Below are 22,550 nucleotides of genomic sequence, written 5' to 3'. Positions count from 1 at the left end.
TGGATTGTAAATGGGTTGCATCTGGGGTGTTTTCATGTGTAATTAATTTGTGTATATTGAAGGGTTTTTTGCTTTGTTTTTAGTGGGAGCTTGTTATGATTGAATTATCTGAACAGCGAATTACAAAGAATCTCTAACCTGGAGGACTGTATGTTAATTAAATTCTGGCTGAGCTTGTTTGCTTTGCTGTGTGTGATGCCCAGTTTGGCGCAGCCGATAGAGTTTGGCGGTGGTGCTGACAAAACTAACATTATTGATGCCACACGTTTATTAGCTCAGGCGCAGCAATATCATCAAACTGATGTCACGGTGAAAGGGGTTGTGACAAAGGTGTGTAAAAAGCGCGGTTGCTGGATGACACTCAAGGTCGAGAAGGGGGAGCAGATCACGGTGAAAGTGCGTGATGGTGAGATGGTGTTTCCGATGGCGGCGATTGGTAAAACTGCGCTGGCAACAGGCCGGTTTGAAGTGTTTGAGTTGACGTTAGAAAAGTCGCGTCGCTATCTGGCTCATAAAGCAGAAGAAAACGGCGAAGTCTTTGATTCTAAAGCTTTGAAAAAACCAATCACGGTATACCGGTTGAAACCCAGTGCAGTGACAATTCTCTGATCAGGCGCTTGATATACTCCATAATTTTTCCACTGTTGTGTGCTGTAATTAAGGGAATAGTTTGTTATACCAAAAAGGCCACAAAGTGACTGAAGACAGTAATTATGGACTCAAGCCCGTTCCGGAATCCGCCAGAAAAGGTGGTATAGCATTATCCCTGTTAATGCTGGGGCTGACGTTTTTCTCCGCCAGTATGTGGACAGGGGGAACCCTGGGTACGGGGCTCTCATTTAACGATTTTTTTCTCGCGGTTTTCATTGGTAACTTGTTACTCGGTTTATATACAGCCGCGCTTGGTTACATCGGGGCCTCGACCGGTCTGTCTACACATTTACTGGCGCGATTTTCATTCGGTATCAAAGGGTCATGGCTACCTTCTTTGCTTTTGGGTGGCACTCAGGTTGGCTGGTTTGGCGTTGGGGTAGCTATGTTTGCTATTCCTGTTCACAAAGCAACTGGCATAGATACCAATGTGCTGATCATAGTGGCGGGTCTTGCCATGACAACGACTGTGTATTTTGGTATCTCAGCGTTGATGGCGTTGTCTGTGATTGCTGTGCCGGCTATTGCGTTACTCGGGGGGTACTCTGTATGGCTGGCGGTGCAAGATGTTGGTGGGATCAGTCAATTGCAATCGCTTGTACCGACAACGCCACTGCCCATCAGCGCAGCAATTGCACTGGTGGTTGGGTCGTTTATCTCCGCGGGCACCTTAACCGCTGATTTTGTTCGCTTTGCCCGTAAGCCTGCGAGTGCCGTATTAATTACGCTGATTGCGTTTTTCCTTGGAAACAGTCTGATGTTTATTTTTGGTGCGGCGGGTAGCGCGGCAACCGGAGAGTCAGATATCGCACAGGTATTGATGTTACAAGGCCTGTTGTTGCCCGCAATTGTCGTGCTGGGCCTGAATATCTGGACCACCAATGATAATGCACTGTATGCATCTGGACTCGGATTCGCCAATATTACAGGCTGGTCAAGTCGTAATCTGGCAGTGCTTAACGGCATTATTGGTACGCTTAGCGCATTGTGGTTATACAACCACTTCGTCGGCTGGCTGACTTTTCTGTCTGCCGCGATCCCCCCAGTTGGGGGGGTGTTGATCGCAGATTATGTTCTTAACAGGAAGCGCTATCACGCGTTTGAGCACATGCAATGGCAAAGTGTGCGTTGGAGCGCCATTGCTGCGGTCGCTTTGGGTGTGCTGGCAGGTCATTTTTTGCCTGGGATTGTTCCGTTAAACGCAGTGTTAGGAGCTGCCGTGAGTTATGGCATTTTTTCTCGCTGGGAGAAGTAGTTAATGCGCTGAGTACAGCGGGAGGCGAGGTGCAGATTGATACGTAAACTGATACAATCCACGCCTCCTGACTTTGTATTTGGAAATTCATGGACGATTCTGCACGCGTTTTCAACACCCGAATTCTACTCCCTCTGCTTGCCAGTATTGTGGCAATTACGCCGCTGGCAATCGATATGTATCTACCAGCAATGCTGGTAATTGCAAACAGTTTGGGCACAAGCATGCCGCAAGTGCAGCTCTCGCTGAGTATCTATCTTGCAGGTTATGCGCTTGGCATGCTGGTATATGGCCCCTTGGCCGATCAGCTTGGAAGGCGTAAGCTAGCCTTATTTGGACTGGCTGGCTTTGCGCTGAGTTCATTTTTGTTGGCGTTCAGCAGTGATATTTTGCATCTTTGGGGACTCAGAGCGACTCAAGCTTTTACCGGTGCTGCTGCGACGGTTGTGGTCCCTGGTATTATTCGTCATATCTATCAGGCTAATACAGCCAAAGGTATGTCTTATGTTTCTATGATCATGATGCTGGCGCCTTTGGTTGCGCCCAGTGTTGGGTCGGCTATTCTGGGCCTGGCCAGTTGGCAATGGATTTTTCTGACCCTGGCAAGTTACGCGCTTGTGGTTATGGTTATGGCTTATCTCTATTTGGTGGAGGTGCCCATCTATAAAAGTGATAAACGTGGGATCCATTTATTTTTTGACAGTTATGCCACGGTGCTTTCTAATCGGGTGGCATTGCCTGATATTGCCACCTCAATGCTGGTCTCGTTTGGCTTTTTTTGCTTTCTGACTTCAGCACCTTTTATCTATCTTGATTATTTTGATGTCTCAGAGCAGCTGTTTGGTGTGCTCTTTGCCTTTAATGTGGTTGCCCTGATGTTGGGGAGCTTTGCAAATACCCGCCTGGTGCCTAAATTAGGTTCCAGAAAGATGCTCTATCTCGGATTAGGGCTTGGTGTTGCAAGTGCCACTGCGTTACTTGTATTCAGTCTGTTTGACCTATCCTTGTATTGTATGGTGTTTAGTATAGCGCCGCTGATGATGAGTCTGGGGATCATTGCTGCAAACGCAGATGCCCTGGTTTTACTGGAGTTTGAAAAAAACAGTGGAACAGCGACGGCGGTTATCGGTACTTTACGTTTTGGCAGTGGAGCCTTGGTTGGACTCTTGCTTGCGCTTCTGCATGCAGATAACACATTGCCTTTTGCCGGAATTATGTTTGCGGCTATTTTGTTGACAGCAATGGTGCAATACGGGCGTTTTCGCCAATACAAGGGCTGTCCGGAGTTAGATAACTAAAGTTAGACAAAGCTAAGACTTAGCTCACCTGAAAATGATTATTGTGGACAAGTTAATGCTTTTTGTGTAACGTTTTCCTCACGTTTTTGCTAAAAAAACAATAATAATGCAATACATGGCGGAGCTGATATTTGAATTTATTCGGGCTATTGAATTACTACTTGTCTACCCTGTAGCCGAAATTCTTTCTAACGAGAGTGTGTTTGTCGCAACCAATTTATTGATTGCGATTGTGTTCTTGTATTACAAAAAGCGCAAACAAAACAGACGTGTTAACTGGAAAACTCTGAAGGGGGCCTTTCTTTCCACCCGGATCTGGTGGAGTCAATCCAGTCGCATTGATTATGTTTCTTTGATCGTCAATTCTTTTTGTCTGGCCAGTGCTGCGCTGCTGATTGACAGGTACCTGAGCGGGGGAGCGATAAACGACAGTCTGTTTGTATCTGCATGGCTGGAGTCGCTTGTCGGTCCCAGTGAAATAAGCGTGTCACCACAAACCTCGGTGATCATGACCACCGTCATTGCCTTTGTGGTATTCGACTTCTTCAACTACTGGTATCACAGAAATTTGCACCAGTATCCATATTTATGGCGTATTCACAGCCGCCATCATAGTGCGACCAATCTTACGCCCTTTACCAATTTCCGGGCTCACCCTCTCGAAGCGATATTCCGCCTGCCAGTCACCTATTTTGCCAGCATGCTGGTGGCAGGGTTATGCAGTTATTCGTTGGGGCAAGATGCATCAGAAATGTTGATTCTGGGCACCAATTTATTCGCATTTAGCGTGTTACTGCTTGGCGGTACGTTAGTCCATTCACATATCTTTTTGCGATTTCCACGCTGGCTTAGCTATCTTATCGTGAGTCCGGCTATGCATCAGGTACACCATAGTTGTATGCCGGCGCATCGCAACAAAAACTATGGCAGTAATCTGGCCATCTGGGATTGGATGTTTGGTACCTTATACCTGCCAGACAGTGCAGAGCCGGTGTTGTTTGGATTGTCACAACACAACCGAATGCAACAGAGTACTCACGCCTTTTTCTTTGGTAATAACATGAACAAACAGGAGGAAAGATGAAAAAAATAGTGCTAGGCACAGCCGTTGTCGCAGCGTTCGGGTTGATGTTAAGTGGTAAAATTGAACGCAGTGCAGACAGTTTTGTGAGTAAGCAAAATGTGGTTGAAAATTATGGAGTCGAAAACTTCAGTTCAGGCCGCTCTCGTGCAAATGGTAACCGTGCTGCGGGAAGTTCACTGGTTAAACAGGGGGGCTGCTCGGCAGTTTTACGTCATGTCGACAGCTGGTTCGGTCTGAGTAAATGTCAGGCCTGAGCATAAAGGTAAAGTAGTACGAGTGATAAGTTAAAATGCCAGCCCTGACAAAACGAAACAGCGGCTGGCATAATTTAATTGGCTAGGGATGGATCTGGATTACAGCTTTTTGTTTACCAGTGCATCCAGCTCGGACAGAGAAGCGGCAATCTTTACGCCCGGAACATTCGTACCGATTGTTGCTTCAAACGAGCCTTCAACAGAAGAGCGGAACGAGGTAAATCCGATACGATAGACACCACGGACCAGTGCTTCAGTTGGGTTATTCATAGAGGTTGTTTTACGCAGCAAAGAATTGTAGCTTGCGCCACTTGGGTTAGCTGGTAGCTCACTGCTGTCGTCATTACGGCCCAGGTTTTGTAACACTTTACCACCATCAGAGATGCTGTTGCTATCTATGATGTTCATGCGATCCAGTACGATATAAGTGTCGAAGAACTTATTGGCATCCTTCGCCATACCTGGTTTAAAGTTTGCGTGAACAAAGTCGCTGTCACCTGGTGTAGCAACCGCAGGTGAAATCATAGAAACACCAATTTCATCGACTGCCGCAGGGACCCAGACGTACAGGTAGTAGGTATCTTTACCTTTGTACTTGCCTTCCGGTACAACCGACTTATCAACGTAACCGAAGTAGTTACTGTAATTGGCGTAAGGCAGACGCGCTTCTATACCAGCTACACCCTCAGAGACAGAGCTCTTTAAATGTGGACCAGTGCTCATACAGCCTGCAAGAGTGGTTAGCGCAATTAGAGGGAGGATCTTTCCGGATAACTTCATTTTCATTTTCATTTTGTTGACTCCATGTCACCATTTTTAATTTCGTTCGAATTATAGGCATGTACTGCAGAAAGTAAAACAATTTTTTACACATTTATCATGGAACTAGCGAAAGCGGGTAGTTGGCACCGTTACCACGGCTTATCACGCCGATGGCACAGCCTTTAAGGGGGCTCAAAGCCGCAACACCATAAACGATGATTTCAGTACAAAGTTATCGACCGGAGGCACTGTTAATTTTTAACAAAGTTGTAAGACATCAAAGAGGAAACTAGCAAGATGAGTAGTTTTATTCCCGTTAAAGTATATTGATTCATGTTTTAACTCTATTGTCATTATTTGTTAAAAAATATCAGTTGAAAAGGTAAAACTTAATAATTAGAATCGCCAGCTTATTTTTGGGAAAATAATTTATTAAGGATCCCCAATGTCTGCTTGGCACATCTTATCGTTTATTATGTTGCTTTCTAGTTCAGTGGTTTCGGCAAACTGTCAGGTCATTGAAGGGGTGAAAGGTGTCAATGTCAGAAGTGCCAGCAGTTCCGACAGTTCAAAAGTTGGCTACCTTAGCCCCGGAGAAAAATATCCCATAATAAAAAAAGATGGTAGTTGGGTTAACTTTTGGTTTGACGGATCCGCAAGGTGGTCTTTCGCTCCCGGATATTTAAAGGAATCGTCAGGTACTTGCATTTCTCTGCAAGAGAGTACCCAAGTTGTTGAGCAAAATTCGCCAGCAAACGTATTAGGGAATGCTCCTGCAGGTTCAATCTGGGTGGTGAATAATCACAATTCTGAGTGGTTGGATATCTGGTTTGGCGGAAAAAAAGGTTGGGTTGCAACAAGTGCATTGTCCCAGGGGACCAAGACGGAGATGCATATTCCCAGTCAACATGCGTTTGTTGGAACCACTTTCAACTATTATTTCCAGAAACCAGAATCAGCGATAGGCGTTACACTAAAAAGTGGGCCTGATGGAATGCGCTATGAGCAGGGTAAGCTTCAGTGGGTACCAGCAAGTGGGAATGTTGGAAACCACGAAATTGAACTGGCATTAGAGTTATTAACTGGCGTTGTTTCGGTTCAGAATATCAATTTAATTGTTCACGATTCACAAGCCGCAAATTGTTCTATTGCCGAGAGTATAAAAGGGGTTAATGTTCGTAGCGGAAATAGTTCATCAGACGATAAAGTTAGTTATATAAATGTTGGTGAACAGTACCCTATAATTGGAAGCGAGGGGAATTGGCTCAATATCTGGCATGATGGGCAGCCGCGTTGGTCTTATAGTAAAGGGTATTTGAATACTTCTGATGGTCGTTGTTTAAATACCACTGATTTTAGTGCTGTTTATATGGCACCTGATTCAAACTCTTCACAGCTTGGAAGGGTTGAACCTAACTCGAAATGGGTTGTTACTCAGGAAACAAACGATTGGTACCAAGTATGGTATTTAGGGCAGTCCGGCTATATTGCGAAAGCAAAAGCTTCAGTCATTCCTCTGGAAGCAGATTGGTCATTCATTTCCACTCCGAACATACGTACAGCGCCTCAAACCACTTATTACTACGTACCCCAGCTCAAAGGTCATCATAAAGGTATACGGTTCAACCTCGATGAGGCTCCTGATGGCATGTCGCTAGAGGGTGGAGTGATCACATGGCTGCCATCTGAATCAGACTCTGGTGAGCACTTTGTGACTCTACGAGCGCTAGATTTAGTGGGAAGTGAATTAATTCAGTCATTCTCAATTGAAGTTTCTGAGCTATATGATGAAAAGCAATGTGAGATAGTTGAAGCCGTTAGAAATGTTAATGTGCGCACTGAAGCAAACGGATCCTCGCAAAAAGTAGGTTACATCACAGTAGGTGAACAATATACAGTTCTGTCTGAGCAGGGGAATTGGGTTAATATTTGGTATGATGGAGCCGCTCGTTGGGCATATGGAGCTGGTTATCTTAAGCGTAGTAATGCATATTGCATCACTGCTGAGCAATCAATGGAAGCTCAAACTCTTGCTGAGAACAATAATATTGGTGTTGCTCAAAAAGACTCTAAATGGGTTGTTTTACAAAAAGGTGTGAACACGGTTGTTACTTGGTTCGGAGGGGAATTAGTAAAGTTATTTGTTTCCGACGATACCGATACAACTAATGATAATCTAGCGTTTACCTCCGAACCTCCTTCAGCTGTAGGTGTCAGCCAAGAGTTTAACTATCAAATTTCCAGTAATTGGTCTTTGCCTGTCACGTATGAAATTCTTTCTGCGCCAGTTGGTATGTATATCAGCGAAAATAGGCTGATTTGGGAGCCTAGCTCTGCACAAATAGGCCAGCATAATGTAGAAATCATGGCTGTTACTACTGGTAACTTAACGGCAATACAAAAGTTTTCTGTTGAGGTAGCTGGGTTATCAGGTGTGTCTTGCAAGCTAGTTGAAAGTATCAGAGGCGTCAATGTACGCGATTTGAATAGCACCAGTGGCAATAAAGTAGGGTACATACAAAGTGGTCAAAGATATGCGTATCTAGACCAAAAAGGTGCCTGGTATCAAATATGGTTTGATGGGGAAGCTAAGTGGGCTTACGGACCGGGATATCTAGAGTTTGTAGATGGCGCGTGTTCACATGTTGACCAAAATTCAGGGAATATTGTTTACCAATTTGCCAGTGAAAAAGCACCACAATTGGGATCGGTGCCTTATGGCTCTCAATGGAGCATATCGACAGAAAATTCAGGGTGGGTAAAAGTCTGGTATGCCGGTCAGGTCGGTTACATTAAAAAAGCCTCTAGAGATCCTCAGCATGATGTGCCAGTGATAACGAGTTTGCCCATTGAAACTGCTACTGCTAATCAAGTATATCGTTATCAAATTGAGTTAGCTTCTCTGGACTCCAGCATTACCTACATTCTGAAAGATTCACCAGCAGGGATGTCTATTTCCGCTGCGGGTCTAATTGAGTGGTATCCAGGTATCAATCAAATCGGCCAGCATTCAGTAACAGTGGTTGTAACCAGGAACGGAAAAGAGGCCCCTCAGGTATTTGCCATAGATGTTGCACCAGAGCCATTTATCACTCAATGTAGTGCTGTAACAGTGAAGAGCGATACCTACATAAAAGCCAATGCAGTTCAAGGTAGTCGTACAATTGGTATTGCTAAAGTAGGGCAGCGATTCCTGCTAGATGAGCAAGAAAATGGTTTCTCTAAAATTGTTATTGAAGATTTGGCAGGATGGGTTCCTCAAAGCAGTTTAGGGGAATCTTTTGGTACGGCTTGTTTGACCGTCATTAGCGAAGGTGGAAGTGGGTATGAAAATCCAGACCTTTCCTCTTATCCATTTTTGAGCTCGCTCTATATTGGCTCCAAGTATTTCGTCGTTGACCATCAAGATGGCTGGTATAAGGTGGAGTATCACGACGCTTATGATCGTAAAAGTTATGCTTGGGTGCAGGCAAGCTTTGTCCAAGCGCTGGGGGTGAATAATGCCCCGAAGTTCGTCGACAAACATGTCGTATTGAAGGCCACAAGAGACCAGCTGTTTGTCTACACCCCAATTCTAACCAGGGTAAGCACTCAACAAAAATTCGCATTGCTAAGGTCTCCTGAAGGAATGCAGATCGATGAGGAGAGTGGCGCCATTAGTTGGTTGCCTGATGTTGCAAGTAAGTCCTTGGTTGAAGTTGAGATTAGGGTGTTGGATGGTATTCATTTTGATTTACAATCGATTGAACTCTCGTTAGAGGAGAAAGCTCAGCAATGTAGCATCATTGAAACGGTGGGGAGAACTGGTGTTTTTGATTCTGCAGCTAGTTCTTCAGTGAGGCAGTACATCTCTGCTGGTCAGCAATACGTAATAGTCAGCATGACACAAGAACGTGTCGAAATTCACTTTGACGATTCGACTAAGTGGGTTGAACTTGCCCAGGTACAGCGCATGGACTCTGATCACTGCACCTCTACAGGAGCGCGCAATGTCGAAGTTATACATAAAGAAAGTGAATTTAATGAGGTTCCGTTGGGCTATGCTTCACGAGGGTCTTCTTGGGTTGTAACTAAAGCTCTCGACTCTCAATTTGGTATTTGGTTTGATGGTAAGTTGGGTTGGCTGAATAGCAGAAACGTTACTTCAGTCTTCCCCAAAGCAGTATTAGGTAAGTTTGCAACAATCTTAGCTGGCCAAGCGTTTACTTTATATGGGTTGGATAGTTTCAGCTCAAATGGTCAGGAACTTAAAGAGTATCAATGGCGAATTAACGGGTTGCTTGTTTCAAAGCAGGCGGTCTACGAAGTCTCTGAGCTTCCCGCTGGGGAACATGTTATTACGCTTTCAGTGGTCGATAATAATGGACAAACTCATTCATCAAGTCGCCTAATAAAGGTGCTGCAGCCTGGGAGCCCAATACCAAAATTTACCAGCATCCCAAAAGTAACGGCGATAAGCGGAACGTTATACCACTATCAGCTGCAACACTCGCTCAATGACCAAGTTAGTTACGAATTACTCAAAGGGCCTGAAGGGATGGTTGTCAGTCAATCTGGTTTAATAAGCTGGAATGTACCCGGTAATTGGGGAAGCCATCAGATTGAAGTTGCAGCTACTTCACAGGCAGGCACCACGTTAATACAGCGGTATCTGTTGGGTGTATCTGATGACAACAGACCTCCCATCATTCATAGCAACCCGGCTTTGTCTGCGGTTGTTGGGTATGAATACCAGTATCAGGCCGTCGCTTCCGATACTGACGGTTATATGCAGCTATATCTGGCCTCAGCCCCTTCAGGTATGATACTTGACCGGTTCAATAAAATACGCTGGATACCGCAGGCTGAAGATATGGGGACGCAGTCTGTCGTGTTAGTTGCTTATGATGGTATTGAAACGGTACAACAAGCTTTCACTATTGAGGTTGAGAAGGGCAATGATCAGGATGAGGACGGCATACCTGATGTGGCTGATTTGTGCCTTGAAACGAATTCTGTCGAAGGGTTAGATAGATTTGGTTGCTCAATTGAAGATTTAAATAACAACAAGCTAACAAGCAAAAACAACATACCAAAAACTGGCCAAGCACAAAGTCTTGCGCCATTTGACGACGGGTTTTATCAACAAGGGCGCGAACGGTCTTACGTAGAGTTGCAGGACGGCCTCATCTCCGACCAAAATTCAATGCTGATTTGGGCTGACCTTGCTACTGAACATAGGGCTCAAGGACTGTCTTGGCACTCGGCGGTGAGTTATTGTGAAAACCTAAACCATGCAGGCATTGACTCTTGGCGCTTACCGTTGGAGGAAGAGTTGTTTTTCCTTCTTGATAGAAGTGATTTTAATAGCGGGCTGTTACCAGCAGAATTTAACTCCAGGGGGTCTTCAAAGTATTGGTCTGCCGAGCTGGATACCTTGCTTTTGGGTGATGACTCTACGATTCAATCTGCAACTCAAATCGATCTTAGTACAGGGCTTGCTTATTCACGCAACAATGTAAAGTATGCAAAAGGCAATGCACTATGTGTGACTGGTGAAGTAGCACATCAGCCAAGTTATAAGCAATATGAGTATGGCGTTTACGATCAGAGCAATCTGTTAGTTTGGCAGAAAAAAGCGAGAAGCTCTGACTCCGTTGTGTTGTCATCAGGATGGCATCAGGCTGTTCAATACTGTGAAAATTTGCAAGAGGCTGGATTTGATGATTGGCGCCTTCCAAATATCAATGAACTATATAGTCTTGCACATGATCAAAGCATCTATGCAGTTCAATTTTCTGAATTGTTCAACAAATGGTCTGATTATTCATTCTGGAGCTCCACAAAAACAGATCACAATAACAATGCTTATCTCATAAAAAAAGATGGTCATAGCTTTATACATGTTACTTATTTGCCCGTTGGGTTAAGAAGCGCAGATATCCCGCAGCGTCAGGGGTTAGTGCGATGCGTCAGAGACTGGCAGAGGCCTAAACTTAAGGTAGATTACAACTCTGTGATCAGGTTTGGTGAGCTGCTGCACATAGATGCGTCTGAAAGTGAAATTTATGGTTTTCAACCTGAGATAAGTTGGCGTCTGACTTGCAAGTCAGGGCACCTAGATTGCTCAACAAATATTAGCAGTGAGCATAACCTGATCCCAGATCTGGGTGAATGGTCGCTCCTTGTGACTCTGCGAAAGTTTGGGTTCAAGTACGATTTGCAACTACCTGTTACTGTCATTGCTGATCCCACAAATACCCCTCCGACTGTGGAGGATTTGCACATTATTAAAAGGATTAGCGCGCAAGATGTACTTGGTCACTCAATTGCATTAGATGTTGAAGATCCCGACTTGATATCTCCCACGTGCCCTGAGCCAACTGTTTATTGTCAAGCTCGCCAGAGGTTGCGAGTTGAGGTGGTTGAAATGCCTAAATTGGTTGAGCTGGGTAAGCAAAGTGCAACGGGGAATCAGTTTATACCTTTTGAGTCCGGTGACTGGCTACCTACGACATTTAAATACCGAGCATTAGACTTGGACCGAGATGTTGCTGATGAATTTAAAGTGCGTGTTTATGATGGGCAGAATTACTCTCGTATAGCCACCATAAAGCTGGAATTACGTCATCTTACATTAAATGAGCTAGCCAATTTGGGGCCCGACATTGGGTTGTTAAGCGGGTCAGACTATCTGTTGCAGCCTGTTTTACTGGCACAAGGCGCTGACTATGGAGATGATCTTAAATTCGAGTTTTCGAGTGTAGCAACAGGAAAAGTATACGACACGCCAAGCCTGATGCTCACAGATGTTACCGCCGACGATACGTTTCAACTTAATATAACAGATCCACAGGGTAATTTGGCAACGAGCAGTATTCAGGTTGTCGTTGCCAGGCCTTTGCCCTCAAGCCTAAGTTTATTGCCAGGTGAACACTATCGATTCTTTGCTCATAAGTCGACGAACCAGTATGGCAAGCCCGTATTTGAGCAACTTGAGTGGTACATTAATGAGGAACCATGGAGAGGAGTTAATGCTTATTCGCCATTTATGAACTTCGCTAAGCCACCTGGTACCTACAAAGTAAAAATTGTACTGAAAGATTCTCTGGGGAATCCGGATGAATATGTCTCAACAGTAACAGTCACCGATTGGCCCACTGATATTGGGTTATCGAATCTGATATTTACTGAAGGAGAGGCAAACTTTCTTCCTAAGTTAGAGCGGTTTAAAAATTACAGGAATAACTGGGTTGTTGATGGCAAGCCAGTACCCCTTTATAACAGCAGATACAAGTTCGATTATCCTGCTGGACAATATGAAGGCCAGCTACACATTACGGGAGAACTGGGATATAGCAAGGTCTACCCGGTACAAATTACTGTGCAACCAAAAGATAATCCATTGCCGGAAAATCGAGTTGTAGCTGTTCATAAACATGACAGCTATACACTTTCGTTTTCTGATGAAGGAGTCGATCCAAAGTACCATAGGTGCGAAATCACTCGCTTAAGTGATGGGCATATTTGGGCTGTTAATGAGCTACATATAAACAATATAGTTGAAAAAGAGACCTATCAGCTAAAAGCAACTCACTTTGATGGTATATCTGCTACCGGGCTGATCACTATCGTACCTGCAAGAGCATTTCCTGATGTTATAACTTTGAACCGTTTTGAGACGAAAAAGCTAACAGTGCATCCAGAATATGATGATGCAATTTTTGAACAATATCAGTGGTTGTTAGATGGTATCGAGGTAGGAACTGAGCCCTCATTCCTGTTTTCAAAGGATTCCGGTGATTATTCCCTTGAACTGAAAATAGTTGATGCTAAGGGGCAGAGTAAAGTCTACCAGGTAAAAATTACTGTGCTACCAGAGAACATTCCATTGCCGGAAAATCGTGTTGTAGCTGTTCATAAACATGATAATTATACACTTTCGTTTTCTGATCAAGGAATCGATCCAAAGTATCACAGGTTCGAAATCACTCGCTTAAGCGATGGACGTGTTTGGGCTGTTAACGAGCTACATCTGAATAACATAGTTGAAAAAGAAACTTATCAACTAAAAGCAACTCGCTTTGATGGTAAATCAGCAACCGGGTTGATCACAATCATACTTGTAAAACCATTTCCGGATGTTATAACCGTGGATCGCTTTGAAAGTAAAAAGCTATCAGTTCATCCGGATCATGACGGTGCGATTTTCAAGCAGTATCAATGGCTGTTAGATGGTATCGAGGTTGGAACCGAGCACTCATTTTTGTTTTCAGAGGATTATGGCGATTATACCCTTGAGCTGAAAGTCGTTGACGAAAAAGAGCAAAGTTACACATATCGAACAACGCTAAGGGTAAGGGCAACAATTGAAAGCTGTAAACCTAACAGGCTACTTTCCGACGAAAAGCTTGAACAATCAGTGCCAGAGGAAAACATTGATTGGATCGGTGCGACTTATCATCGGGTTGAGGATATTGAGGTTAGTTTTAACAATGCACGACGGCAGGATAAAACAGTTGAAGCAGAACTACACATGCCAGCACAAAGCGTGTGGGATGCGTGGTCAGCTGCAGAAAAAGTACTTTACCTGATTAATGCTGAGCGGACTGCACGCGGTATTGAGGCTTTTTACGGTGTTACCGCAGAGTTTAGCGAAATAACGCAAAAGTTCGCACAGTATTCGCTAGAAAATGACTTGTTTAGTCACTACAGAACTTCAGATGGTGCTACTCCACATCAACGTGTTATTGAGCACTTTCCAGGTTGGGAAGAACACAGTAAGTACTGGGGAGTTAGGGAAGTTCTTGCTCTATCGTCAAAGCGCTTTTTCAGTACTGCAGATCTGTCTTTGGACGAGCAAATCTCAGCCGCAGCCATGCTGGCAGTGTACGATTTTATCTATGCCGACAAGTTTCCTTATACAGGAGAGGCATGGGGACATCGAAATGCTGTGCTTGGAACTGTCGACTATCCGGCAGGGTCACTGCCACAAACGAGGGGATTGTTGGGCGTCGGCAGTATTGCAGGGCCATTCACCCCAAATGGAGATAAGCCACAGTCAGTGGAATCAATCTGGACTGGGGTTAACCTGGTTAATGTTGCAAAGGCGTGGCCGGAGTTAAGCATAACTCGTGTCGATCATAGTGCTGCTACTCGGTGTGACAAGCCCATTGTACCGCTGGAACCGGTTCCGCAACTGATCGCCCTTGAAGTAGCACCTCAGACTCTTCATCTGGTGCCAGGCATGTCCGAGAAGCTAACTATAACGGCAACTTATAGTAGTGGACATTCTGAGCCAGTTAATCAAAGTGTCAGTATGGTTGAGCTGAACAGACGTGTATTTAGCTTTAAAAATGGTACTGTCACCGCGAAGAGCAATGGTATATCCAGCCTTACGGTTCTTGCGGGCGAGGTTGAGTCGAATACTATTCAGATAGTTGTATCTGAAAAGACACAAGATACCAAAGAATCCGAGGGGTTTGCAGGTGAACACCATGAGTTGATTGCTGATAATGCATCAGCAGAGCAATTCCCGGTCAACTTGTTTGCAGTATTTACAGGAGAAGTTTTTGATACCAATGATCAACCTTTGGCCAATGCACAAGTCAGTTTTCTGGGTCAGGATGAGTTTGGTAGCGTCAAAACGGACGATAATGGGCGTTATAGCATCGCTGGTATGGCAGGTAAGTCGACATTAGATATCTCTTTGCCCGGCTATTTGAGGGTACAAAGGGAAATTATTGCGCTCAATAAAGAGTGGAATAGCGTTGACAGGGTCACTCTTCAGCCGCTGGATGCGCTAGTAACTTTAGTTGATTTAACTTCAGATGGCCCTAAAGTGCACAAATCTAACCCGGTCTCTGATGAATTCGGTGTACGATCTACATCACTTGTTTTCGAAGAGGTCAATCAAGCTAAGGTAGTAGGTCCTAACGGGCAAACACGAACATTGGATAAAATAGCGGTCCGTGCCACCGAGTATGAAACACCAGAAACCATGCCAGGTGCTTTGCCAGTGGAGTCCGCTTTCACTTATTGCGCTGAGTTGGACATCGCCGGGGTGGCTGATAATGAAAGTGTTCATTTCGATCAACCCGTGGTGATGTATGTTGACAACTTTCTGGATTTTCCTGTTGGTGAGTTAGTGCCTATTGGCTATTACGACCGACAAGAAGCAAAGTGGAAGGCTTCAGAGAATGGTGTTGTTGTCAGACTACTCGACACCAATGGGGATGGAGAAATTGATGGAGTTGACTACACCGGTGATGAGCAACCTGATGATATAGACGGTGATGGCTCTGTCGCAGATGAAAGCAAGGGCATTGAGAACTATGAGGCTGGCAAAACCTACTGGCGCGGTCGCATGTTCCATTTTACGCCATATGATTTCAACTGGTCTGCCCGCTCAGGTGGTACTCCTCCGACAGAAGTAGAAGTCCTAACCGGAGACAGTTCTGTTGTAGAAGAGAACGATCAATGCGCAGCCGTTAGTTCTTATATAAAACCTAAAACGTTGGAGTTGCATGAAGATATCAGTATTCTGGGGACTGGTATTACACTCCACTATAATAGTGCCAGAACTTCTGACTTCCATCATATAATCAAATCAAATGTTAGCCGGTTGTCACTGCCGGATGGTGTAATACGCATGCATGCTGTGCTTGAAGTGGCAGGTAACAGGTTTGAGCAGTTGTTTGCCCCGAGTGTGATGCAAAATGTTGAATTTATCTGGGATGGCCGTGATGTTCGAGGGGTCGCTGTTAAAGGAGAAGTCAAGGCACGACTAAAAATTGGCTATGAGTACGCTTCCACCTATGCCAGTGCTGGAAACATAGCCGCTTCCGGTTTAAGGCCTGATCAGGTTCCACCAACCTGGGCACAGTTTGGGAATGAATCATTAGGTGTAACAGGCCGACAAAACATAATCAAATGGAGCGAGTCTGTGATTTCGCTATTTGGATCGCCAAAGAGTGAAATTGCCAATGGCTGGAGTATATCTAATCACCACTTGGTGGATAGTCATGGAAACATCTATCGTGGGGACGGTGAAATTGAAAAGGGTAGTCATGCCTCACCAACCGTCAGCTCCGGATTAAGTTTAAGCGCTGTCGACGGTGATGACGGCTACTATGGCGCACCCGGAAGAGACATTTCCTATGCCGTCACCAAGTATGGTTATTTATACGATATAAACACGCGCTTGAACTGGCAAATCAAAGCGACAGAGCAGACTTTTAGTAAAAGCGAAGCGATTGAATACTGTGAGAGCCTGGATTTTGGTGGACCCTGGGCGGGAAGATGGAGACTGCCCTCAGTCAAAGAGCTACTTTACACCCTAGATAAAAGTGGCCGGGAGCATGAAGCGGACGCCTATACGCTGAACAGCTACAACAATGTTTGGGGTGCAAATACCATTGATGAGGGCCAGAGAAAGCAAGCGCTTTGTGTGGCGGGGCGGGGACTTAATCACGACTCCTGGACAATTATCACTGATGATATGACGCCGTATAACTATGCAATGTTATCAGACTCCTTAAGGCTAATAGGCTATAACGATTATTTTCAGCTGTATTGGCAGGACACACCGGACAACATTTCTCTAAAAATGACATGGCGTGAAGCAATTAATTATTGTGAGACGCTCGAACATGCGGGCATGACCAACTGGCGTTTGCCGACTGCGAATGAGTTACTGATGCAAGGGGGAACAAAAAACTTTTTGTTCAAGTCTCCGGTTGGACATAATGGTGATCCCGATGCGATATGGCGCCCCTATGTGGAGTGGCGAAAGCCCTATTGGAGTTCCACCCCAAATGTCGGAGCGCCGGAATTAGAAGCTTGGGCGATTGAAGTTACAATGGGAACTGGCTATCACGCCTACGGCCAAGAGGAAGAACAGTACCACGTCCGGTGCGTTAGTCCATACCAAAACAGTGTTGTAAGCCCTTACATTATAGAGAATGGTAAACATGTTAAAACCACGGACAAGCTAACTGGCACGTTACTTTCTGCGTTTAGCTACTCAGAAACCACCGGGGAGCTGACGAGTATTCGTGATCGTTTTGGTAATCAGGTTCGCTTGATCCGTGATGAACAAGGAAAAGTGTCTCAGATAGTTTCGCCATCAGGGATGACAACGTCTCTGGATATTGATGAACACAGCAATCTGAGGTCTGTTACCTATCCGGATGGAACAGGCTATCAACTCGACTATCAGGGGGAGTTGCTGAACCATCAGATAGACCCAAATGGTAATGTATTTGAGCGCTTTTTTGACGCACATGGGCGGATCACACGAAGCCTTGATCCTGAAGACGGAGAGTGGCGCTTTTATAGCCGCCTGGATGAAGCGACTCAAGCCAAAATTTATGGATATACAACGGCGGAAAATAATCGATTTGAAGTAAAAGAATCTGCAAATGGGGGAACAGAGACATACTATCCGGACGGCTCTGTAGAGTCGAGCATGCGCTCTTTTAAATTCTATAACAACCGGTTGGTACCAACGTCTCATCAGAAAGTTGGAGGAATGGAGTATCTGGTCCATAGTAAATACGACCCCATTCAAAAAAGAAATGTCCCAAGATCACTAGTAGTGAGATCACCCGGCGGGGTGGAATCCAAAACCGACATCACCAGAAATGGCGATGGTCACGTCGTTTACTTTAATGTGGAGCACAATGATACTCAGAAAGTAACAATGAGGTATCACGTTAATTCTGGTAAATCAACAACAACAACCAGGTTAGGTAGAGAAACGGTTTTAAAACTAGATACTGCAAGGCAAATCCCTGACTATACCGAAGTAGTTGGCTTTGCACCAATCCACTATAGCTATGATGGCTTTGGGCGCTTGATGAAAATATCTCAGGGTGACAGGAGCACCCAGTATTTTTACAGTGGTGGCTACGGACTTCGATCAGGGCTATTAGAAAAAATTGTCGGTAGTAATCAACCGCAAGTAACTCTGACAAGAGACAATGTTGGGCAAGTGATCCGAGCCGTATTGTCGTCCAGCGAACAACAGCAGCAGGCAACTGAGTTTGGGTATGACAACAACGGAAACTTGATTTCTATTACGCCTGATGGCCAGCCAGAGCACCAGTTTGCTTATAACAGTATTAATAACGTAACGAGTTATACTGCACCGGTAGCAGCAGATGCCGAGCAAACTGTCTCCAGCTATGTCTATGACAGAGACCGGCGAATTAGTGAGATTACTTTCCCCTCAGGAGAAAATATCTCTTATGTCTATGCCAGGGGAATTGACCGTTTAGAGTCTATTAGTACCCCTTATGGTCGATACCAACTGAGCTACAACGAAGTAGGTGATGTAATTCGAGTTAATGCACCTGATGGCAATACGCTCAATTATCATTACGACGGCTTACTCTACACTGGTACGAATTGGACTGGTGATGTAACTGGCTCATTTAGTGTCAATTATAGCCCGGGTGGCGATGTTGGCAGTGTGTGTGTGAACGACGCCAGCTGTATCGCCTATGGCTACGATCTGGATGGTATGCTCACATCGGCTGGTAATCTGACTTTAAACAGGGCGTTAGATAAAGGCGGTGTTATTACCGGGACTGAGCACTTTGATATTCAACATCACATATCGCACAACCAATATGGTGAAATCGAAGAAGAGCACTATACCTTTGGCGCACAAAACTTGTATCAGGCCACTTATCAATTTGATGATGCGGGTCGCATAACAAGAAAACAACAGTTTTTAGCCGGTGAAAGCCAGGTAGAAACTTATTTGTACGATGGGTTAGGTCGCCTGAGTACTGCTATAAAAGGAGACACCACACAGGTATACCGCTATGGTGCAAATGGTAACCGGATTGGCATTGATTTCACACAAGGCGAGCAAACCACAACTAAGATCGCAACATTTGACGAACAGGACAGGCTAACCAGTTTTGCTCAGTGCCGGTATCAGTATGATGTTAACGGTGCTCTGAGACAAAAAACGTGTGGTTCAACAGAGCATAACTACGACTACGATATTTTTGGCAATCTACTTCAGGTTGAAATTAAGCAAGATGGTCAGGTTAGCAAACAAATTGACTATGATGTTGACCCGCAAAATCGGCGTGTGGCTAAATATGTAGATGGGCAGCACGTTGCAGGTTACTTGTATAGTGACCAGTTAAACCCGGTGGCACAATTAAACGCCAATGGTGATGTGGTTGCTTTGTTTGGCTACGCCAGCAAAGGACATGTTCCTGACTACATGCTAAAAGGTGGCAGAGAGTATCGCTATATTACCGATCAACTAGGTTCACCCACGATGCTGGTGGACGCTGTGAGTGGCGAGATTGCCCAGCGGCTTGACTACGATGTATATGGCGAGGTGACATACGACTCCAACCCGGGTTTTCAGCCTTTTGGGTTTGCGGGTGGCTTGTATGACAGCGACACCGGGCTGGTCAGGTTTGGTGCACGAGATTACGATCCGTATGCTGCTCGTTGGACTGCAAAAGATCCAATCGGCTTTGCGGGGGGCGACACCAACCTTTATAATTATGTTTCAGCAGATCCTGTCAACTTTATTGACCCGACCGGGCACATTCTGGCGAACCTGTATGGTGCGGCCAAAGACGGCGGTATGGAGTTGTTATTCCAGCTATATGTAGAAGGCAAACCATTTGCCTGTGTTGACTACAAAGCTGTGGTGGTCGCTGCGGTCGGTGGCCTGGCATTTGGTGGTGCAGCAGCTGCCAAAGCTTATAAGATGTGGAAGGCTAAGAAGAAGGGGTCAAAGAGTGGACTTCGGGAAGCGGACAATATTGCCAATGGACCTAAGCTTGCGAATCAATTAACACTTGAGTCAGCCAATTCGCCGTTTACTAAAAGCGGTAAATTAACTGACGGGGCAGTCAAAGGCTCTCGTGAAATAATTCCAGCATCGTCGATCAACAACCCCGCAATACCCAAAGGATTCAGTAAATATAGTACTGAGACTTTTCAAAGTCCTTCAGGAAATTTTCAAACTCACTTTTATAAAAACTCTAAGACTGGTGAAGTCTTCTATAGTAAAGATTATAAGGTGATTTTTAACTCTAAATCAGGTGGTTAAGTATGAAAGTTCGGTGTATAAAGCTTTTAGATGAAAGTACGGGAGATCCCCTAGAAACAAGCTCATGGTTATCGTTGGAAAGCGTTTATCATGTTTTATCTGTTAATATGGAAGATGGAGCGGCAGTTAAATTTCAATTAATGAGTGATAATGGAACGCCCGCTTTCCATAACGCAAATCAGTTTGAAATTGTGAGTGATATAATCCCTGCAAGATGGGTAATTAATTTTGTTGCCGGGTCACATGTAGAACTTTCTCCGAAGCTTTGGTCTGAGCCAGGCTTCTGGGAAAGTTACTTTGATGGAGAGCCAGAAGCTATAAGTTTATTTGATACTGAAAAGGAGATCATCTTCCAAGAGTAGAACTTAGAATACCATTATTAAAGCCCGTATTTTGAAGTGAATGTAGTTGCGGATTTACAGCTGCATAATTCTACTGCTGGGCTGCATTAGGTTGGGTAAGGGATCAGCGATCAGGGGATCAGGATCAGGGGATCAGAGACACCCACTCCAAACTGGCGTACGGAGGGTATCTCGTCTACCTTTGGGTCATACTCAATGGATTGAGGGAAATGGACAATGCCAACAGCAAGGAAGAAGCAAGTCAGTTTAACAGATACCAAATATTATCACTGTATTTCTCGATGTGTTCGTCGAGCATTTTTGTGCGGTGCAGATAGGTTTACAGGTAAGTCTTATGAACATCGAAGGGACAGGGTTGAAGAAAAATTGCTGACCCTTGCCAAGGTGTTTTGCATTGATGTGTGTGGCTACGCGGTGATGAGCAATCACACGCATATCGTGCTGTATGTAGATGATAAGAAAGCGCAGAGGTTAACAGATAAAGCAATCGTTCTTCGCTGGCATAAGTTGTTTAAGGGCAACTGGTTGACGCACAAATTCATCAAGGGTGATGAGCTGAGCGAGTCTGAACACAGTATGCTTGATGCCGACATCAGTGAATTCAGAATACGCCTTGCGAGTATCAGTTGGTTTATGCGGGGGTTCTGAGACACCCACTCCAAACTGGCGTACGGAGGGTATCTCGTCTACCTTTGGGTCATACTCAATGGATTGAGGGAAATGGACAATGCCAACAGCAAGGAAGAAGCAAGTCAGTTTAACAGATACCAAATATTATCACTGTATTTCTCGATGTGTTCGTCGGGCGTTTTTGTGCGGTGAAGATAGGTTTACAGGAAAGTCTTATGAACATCGAAGGGACTGGGTTGAAGAAAAACTGTTGACGCTGGCAAAGGTATTTTGCATTGAAGTGTGTGGCTATGCGGTGATGAGCAATCATACGCATATTGTGCTGTATGTAGATGATAAAAAAGCACAAAGGTTGTCGGATAAGGCCATCGTTATTCGCTGGCACAAGCAGTTTAAAGGCAACTGGTTGACGCACAAGTTCATCAATGGTGACGAGCTGAGCGAGTCAGAGCGCAATATGCTTGATGGAGACATCAGAGAGTTCAGAATACGCCTTGCGAGCATCAGTTGGTTTATGCGGGTGTTGAATGAAGATATTGCACGCAGAGCCAACAAAGAAGATGGTTGCACTGGCCGTTTCTGGGAAGGGCGGTTTAAATCTCAGGCCTTGTTAGACGAAGCGGCAGTTGCTGCGTGCATGGTGTATGTTGATCTGAATCCAATCAGAGCCAAAATGGCAGAGACACCAGAAACATCGGACTATACCAGTATTAAAAAACGCATTGAGCATGCAAAACAGGGGATACAACCTTCAAGCTTAAGACGGTTTGCTGGCAACCCACGAGAGCGCATGCCAAGTGGTTTGCCGTTTGAGCTGACCTATTACATTCAACTGGTTGAATTAACGGGCAGATGTATGCGTGCAGATAAGCGTGGCTGCATCACAGACTGCCAGGGCTTGTTGACCCGGTTACAAATAGACCCGGACAACTGGCTAAAGCTCACAACCCAATTCACCCGGGTATTTCATGGTGCGGTAGGGCGAGAGGAAGTGTTGACAGAATACTGTGAGCATCTGCATAAAAAGCGTCGCGCGAACCTGACTCAGTGCGAACAATTATTGAGTTAATCACGCTCAATGTTTTCAATTTACCGTAGCTATTCAACCAACCTGAGGCAAGGTGACGGCCTCGTTTTGCCTGGACCCTCCCAAGTCACAGTTAAACACCGTCAAAGTTGACAGC

Annotated in this window: 9 protein-coding genes and 1 pseudogene; 9 read left to right on the top strand and 1 reads right to left on the bottom strand. The window is 44.9% G+C overall.

All coding sequences use genetic code 11. The annotated features are described in order from the left end of the window. The first annotated feature begins 150 nt into the window (after positions 1–150). The 5 genes from CWC22_RS20780 to CWC22_RS20760 all read left to right on the top strand — a co-directional run bounded on the left by CWC22_RS20780 (position 151) and on the right by CWC22_RS20760 (position 4,542). Positions 151–609, top strand: a complete 459-nt coding sequence (locus CWC22_RS20780; RefSeq protein WP_138539699.1) for a DUF4920 domain-containing protein — start codon at positions 151–153, stop codon at positions 607–609. An 85-nt stretch (positions 610–694) separates the two neighbouring features. Next, entirely contained in the window at positions 695–1,906 is a 1,212-nt protein-coding gene (gene codB, locus CWC22_RS20775; protein WP_125557894.1) for a cytosine permease, read from the top strand. Between the two features lie 89 nt (positions 1,907–1,995). Further along, complete coding sequence (locus CWC22_RS20770) at positions 1,996–3,204, top strand: multidrug effflux MFS transporter (protein ID WP_138539700.1); 1,209 nt, start codon at positions 1,996–1,998, stop codon at positions 3,202–3,204. 115 nt (positions 3,205–3,319) lie between these two features. Next, entirely contained in the window at positions 3,320–4,288 is a 969-nt protein-coding gene (locus CWC22_RS20765) for a sterol desaturase family protein (RefSeq protein WP_171045153.1), read from the top strand. Beyond that, positions 4,285–4,542 carry a hypothetical protein gene (locus CWC22_RS20760; RefSeq protein ID WP_125557407.1) on the top strand — a complete coding sequence of 86 codons (258 nt, stop codon included), beginning with the start codon at positions 4,285–4,287 and terminating at the stop codon, positions 4,540–4,542. Before CWC22_RS20765 ends, CWC22_RS20760 begins: the two co-directional genes overlap by 4 nt. 99 nt (positions 4,543–4,641) lie before the next feature. Here the strand turns inward: CWC22_RS20760 and CWC22_RS20755 are convergent, their stop codons facing one another. Beyond that, a complete protein-coding gene (locus CWC22_RS20755) occupies positions 4,642–5,334 on the bottom strand; it encodes a LipL32 family surface lipoprotein (RefSeq protein WP_230090689.1) in 693 nt (230 codons plus the stop codon). 415 nt (positions 5,335–5,749) lie between these two features. On the opposite strand from CWC22_RS20755, the gene CWC22_RS20750 reads away from it, so the two are divergent. The 4 genes and pseudogenes from CWC22_RS20750 (at position 5,750) to CWC22_RS20735 (ending at position 22,435) form a co-directional block, all read left to right on the top strand. After that, a complete protein-coding gene (locus CWC22_RS20750) occupies positions 5,750–20,374 on the top strand; it encodes a DUF1566 domain-containing protein (RefSeq protein ID WP_195879885.1) in 14,625 nt (4,874 codons plus the stop codon). A gap of 2 nt (positions 20,375–20,376) precedes the next feature. Next, a complete protein-coding gene (locus CWC22_RS20745) occupies positions 20,377–20,736 on the top strand; it encodes a hypothetical protein (protein ID WP_138539863.1) in 360 nt (119 codons plus the stop codon). Between the two features lie 216 nt (positions 20,737–20,952). Further along, positions 20,953–21,375 (top strand): annotated as a pseudogene (locus tag CWC22_RS20740) (transposase); the annotation flags it as partial. Between the two features lie 88 nt (positions 21,376–21,463). After that, a complete protein-coding gene (locus tag CWC22_RS20735) occupies positions 21,464–22,435 on the top strand; it encodes a transposase (RefSeq protein WP_138539845.1) in 972 nt (323 codons plus the stop codon). Positions 22,436–22,550 lie beyond the last annotated feature (115 nt).

This window comes from Pseudoalteromonas rubra (assembly GCF_005886805.2).
Taxonomy (GTDB): domain Bacteria; phylum Pseudomonadota; class Gammaproteobacteria; order Enterobacterales; family Alteromonadaceae; genus Pseudoalteromonas; species Pseudoalteromonas rubra_D.
Note: the sequence above shows the minus strand (reverse complement) of the source record. Positions and strands in the feature narration are given on the sequence as shown.

What these genes read in the sequence shown, in the direction of transcription:
- CWC22_RS20780 (WP_138539699.1), top strand. Translation starts at nt 151, where the DNA reads ATGTTAATTAAATTCTGGCTGAGCTTGTTTGCTTTGCTGTGTGTGATG.
- CWC22_RS20770 (WP_138539700.1), top strand. Translation starts at nt 1,996, where the DNA reads ATGGACGATTCTGCACGCGTTTTCAACACCCGAATTCTACTCCCTCTG.
- CWC22_RS20765 (WP_171045153.1), top strand. Translation starts at nt 3,320, where the DNA reads ATGGCGGAGCTGATATTTGAATTTATTCGGGCTATTGAATTACTACTT.
- CWC22_RS20760 (WP_125557407.1), top strand. Translation starts at nt 4,285, where the DNA reads ATGAAAAAAATAGTGCTAGGCACAGCCGTTGTCGCAGCGTTCGGGTTG.
- CWC22_RS20755 (WP_230090689.1), bottom strand. Translation starts at nt 5,334, where the DNA reads ATGAAAATGAAAATGAAGTTATCCGGAAAGATCCTCCCTCTAATTGCG.
- CWC22_RS20750 (WP_195879885.1), top strand. Translation starts at nt 5,750, where the DNA reads ATGTCTGCTTGGCACATCTTATCGTTTATTATGTTGCTTTCTAGTTCA.
- CWC22_RS20745 (WP_138539863.1), top strand. Translation starts at nt 20,377, where the DNA reads ATGAAAGTTCGGTGTATAAAGCTTTTAGATGAAAGTACGGGAGATCCC.
- CWC22_RS20735 (WP_138539845.1), top strand. Translation starts at nt 21,464, where the DNA reads ATGCCAACAGCAAGGAAGAAGCAAGTCAGTTTAACAGATACCAAATAT.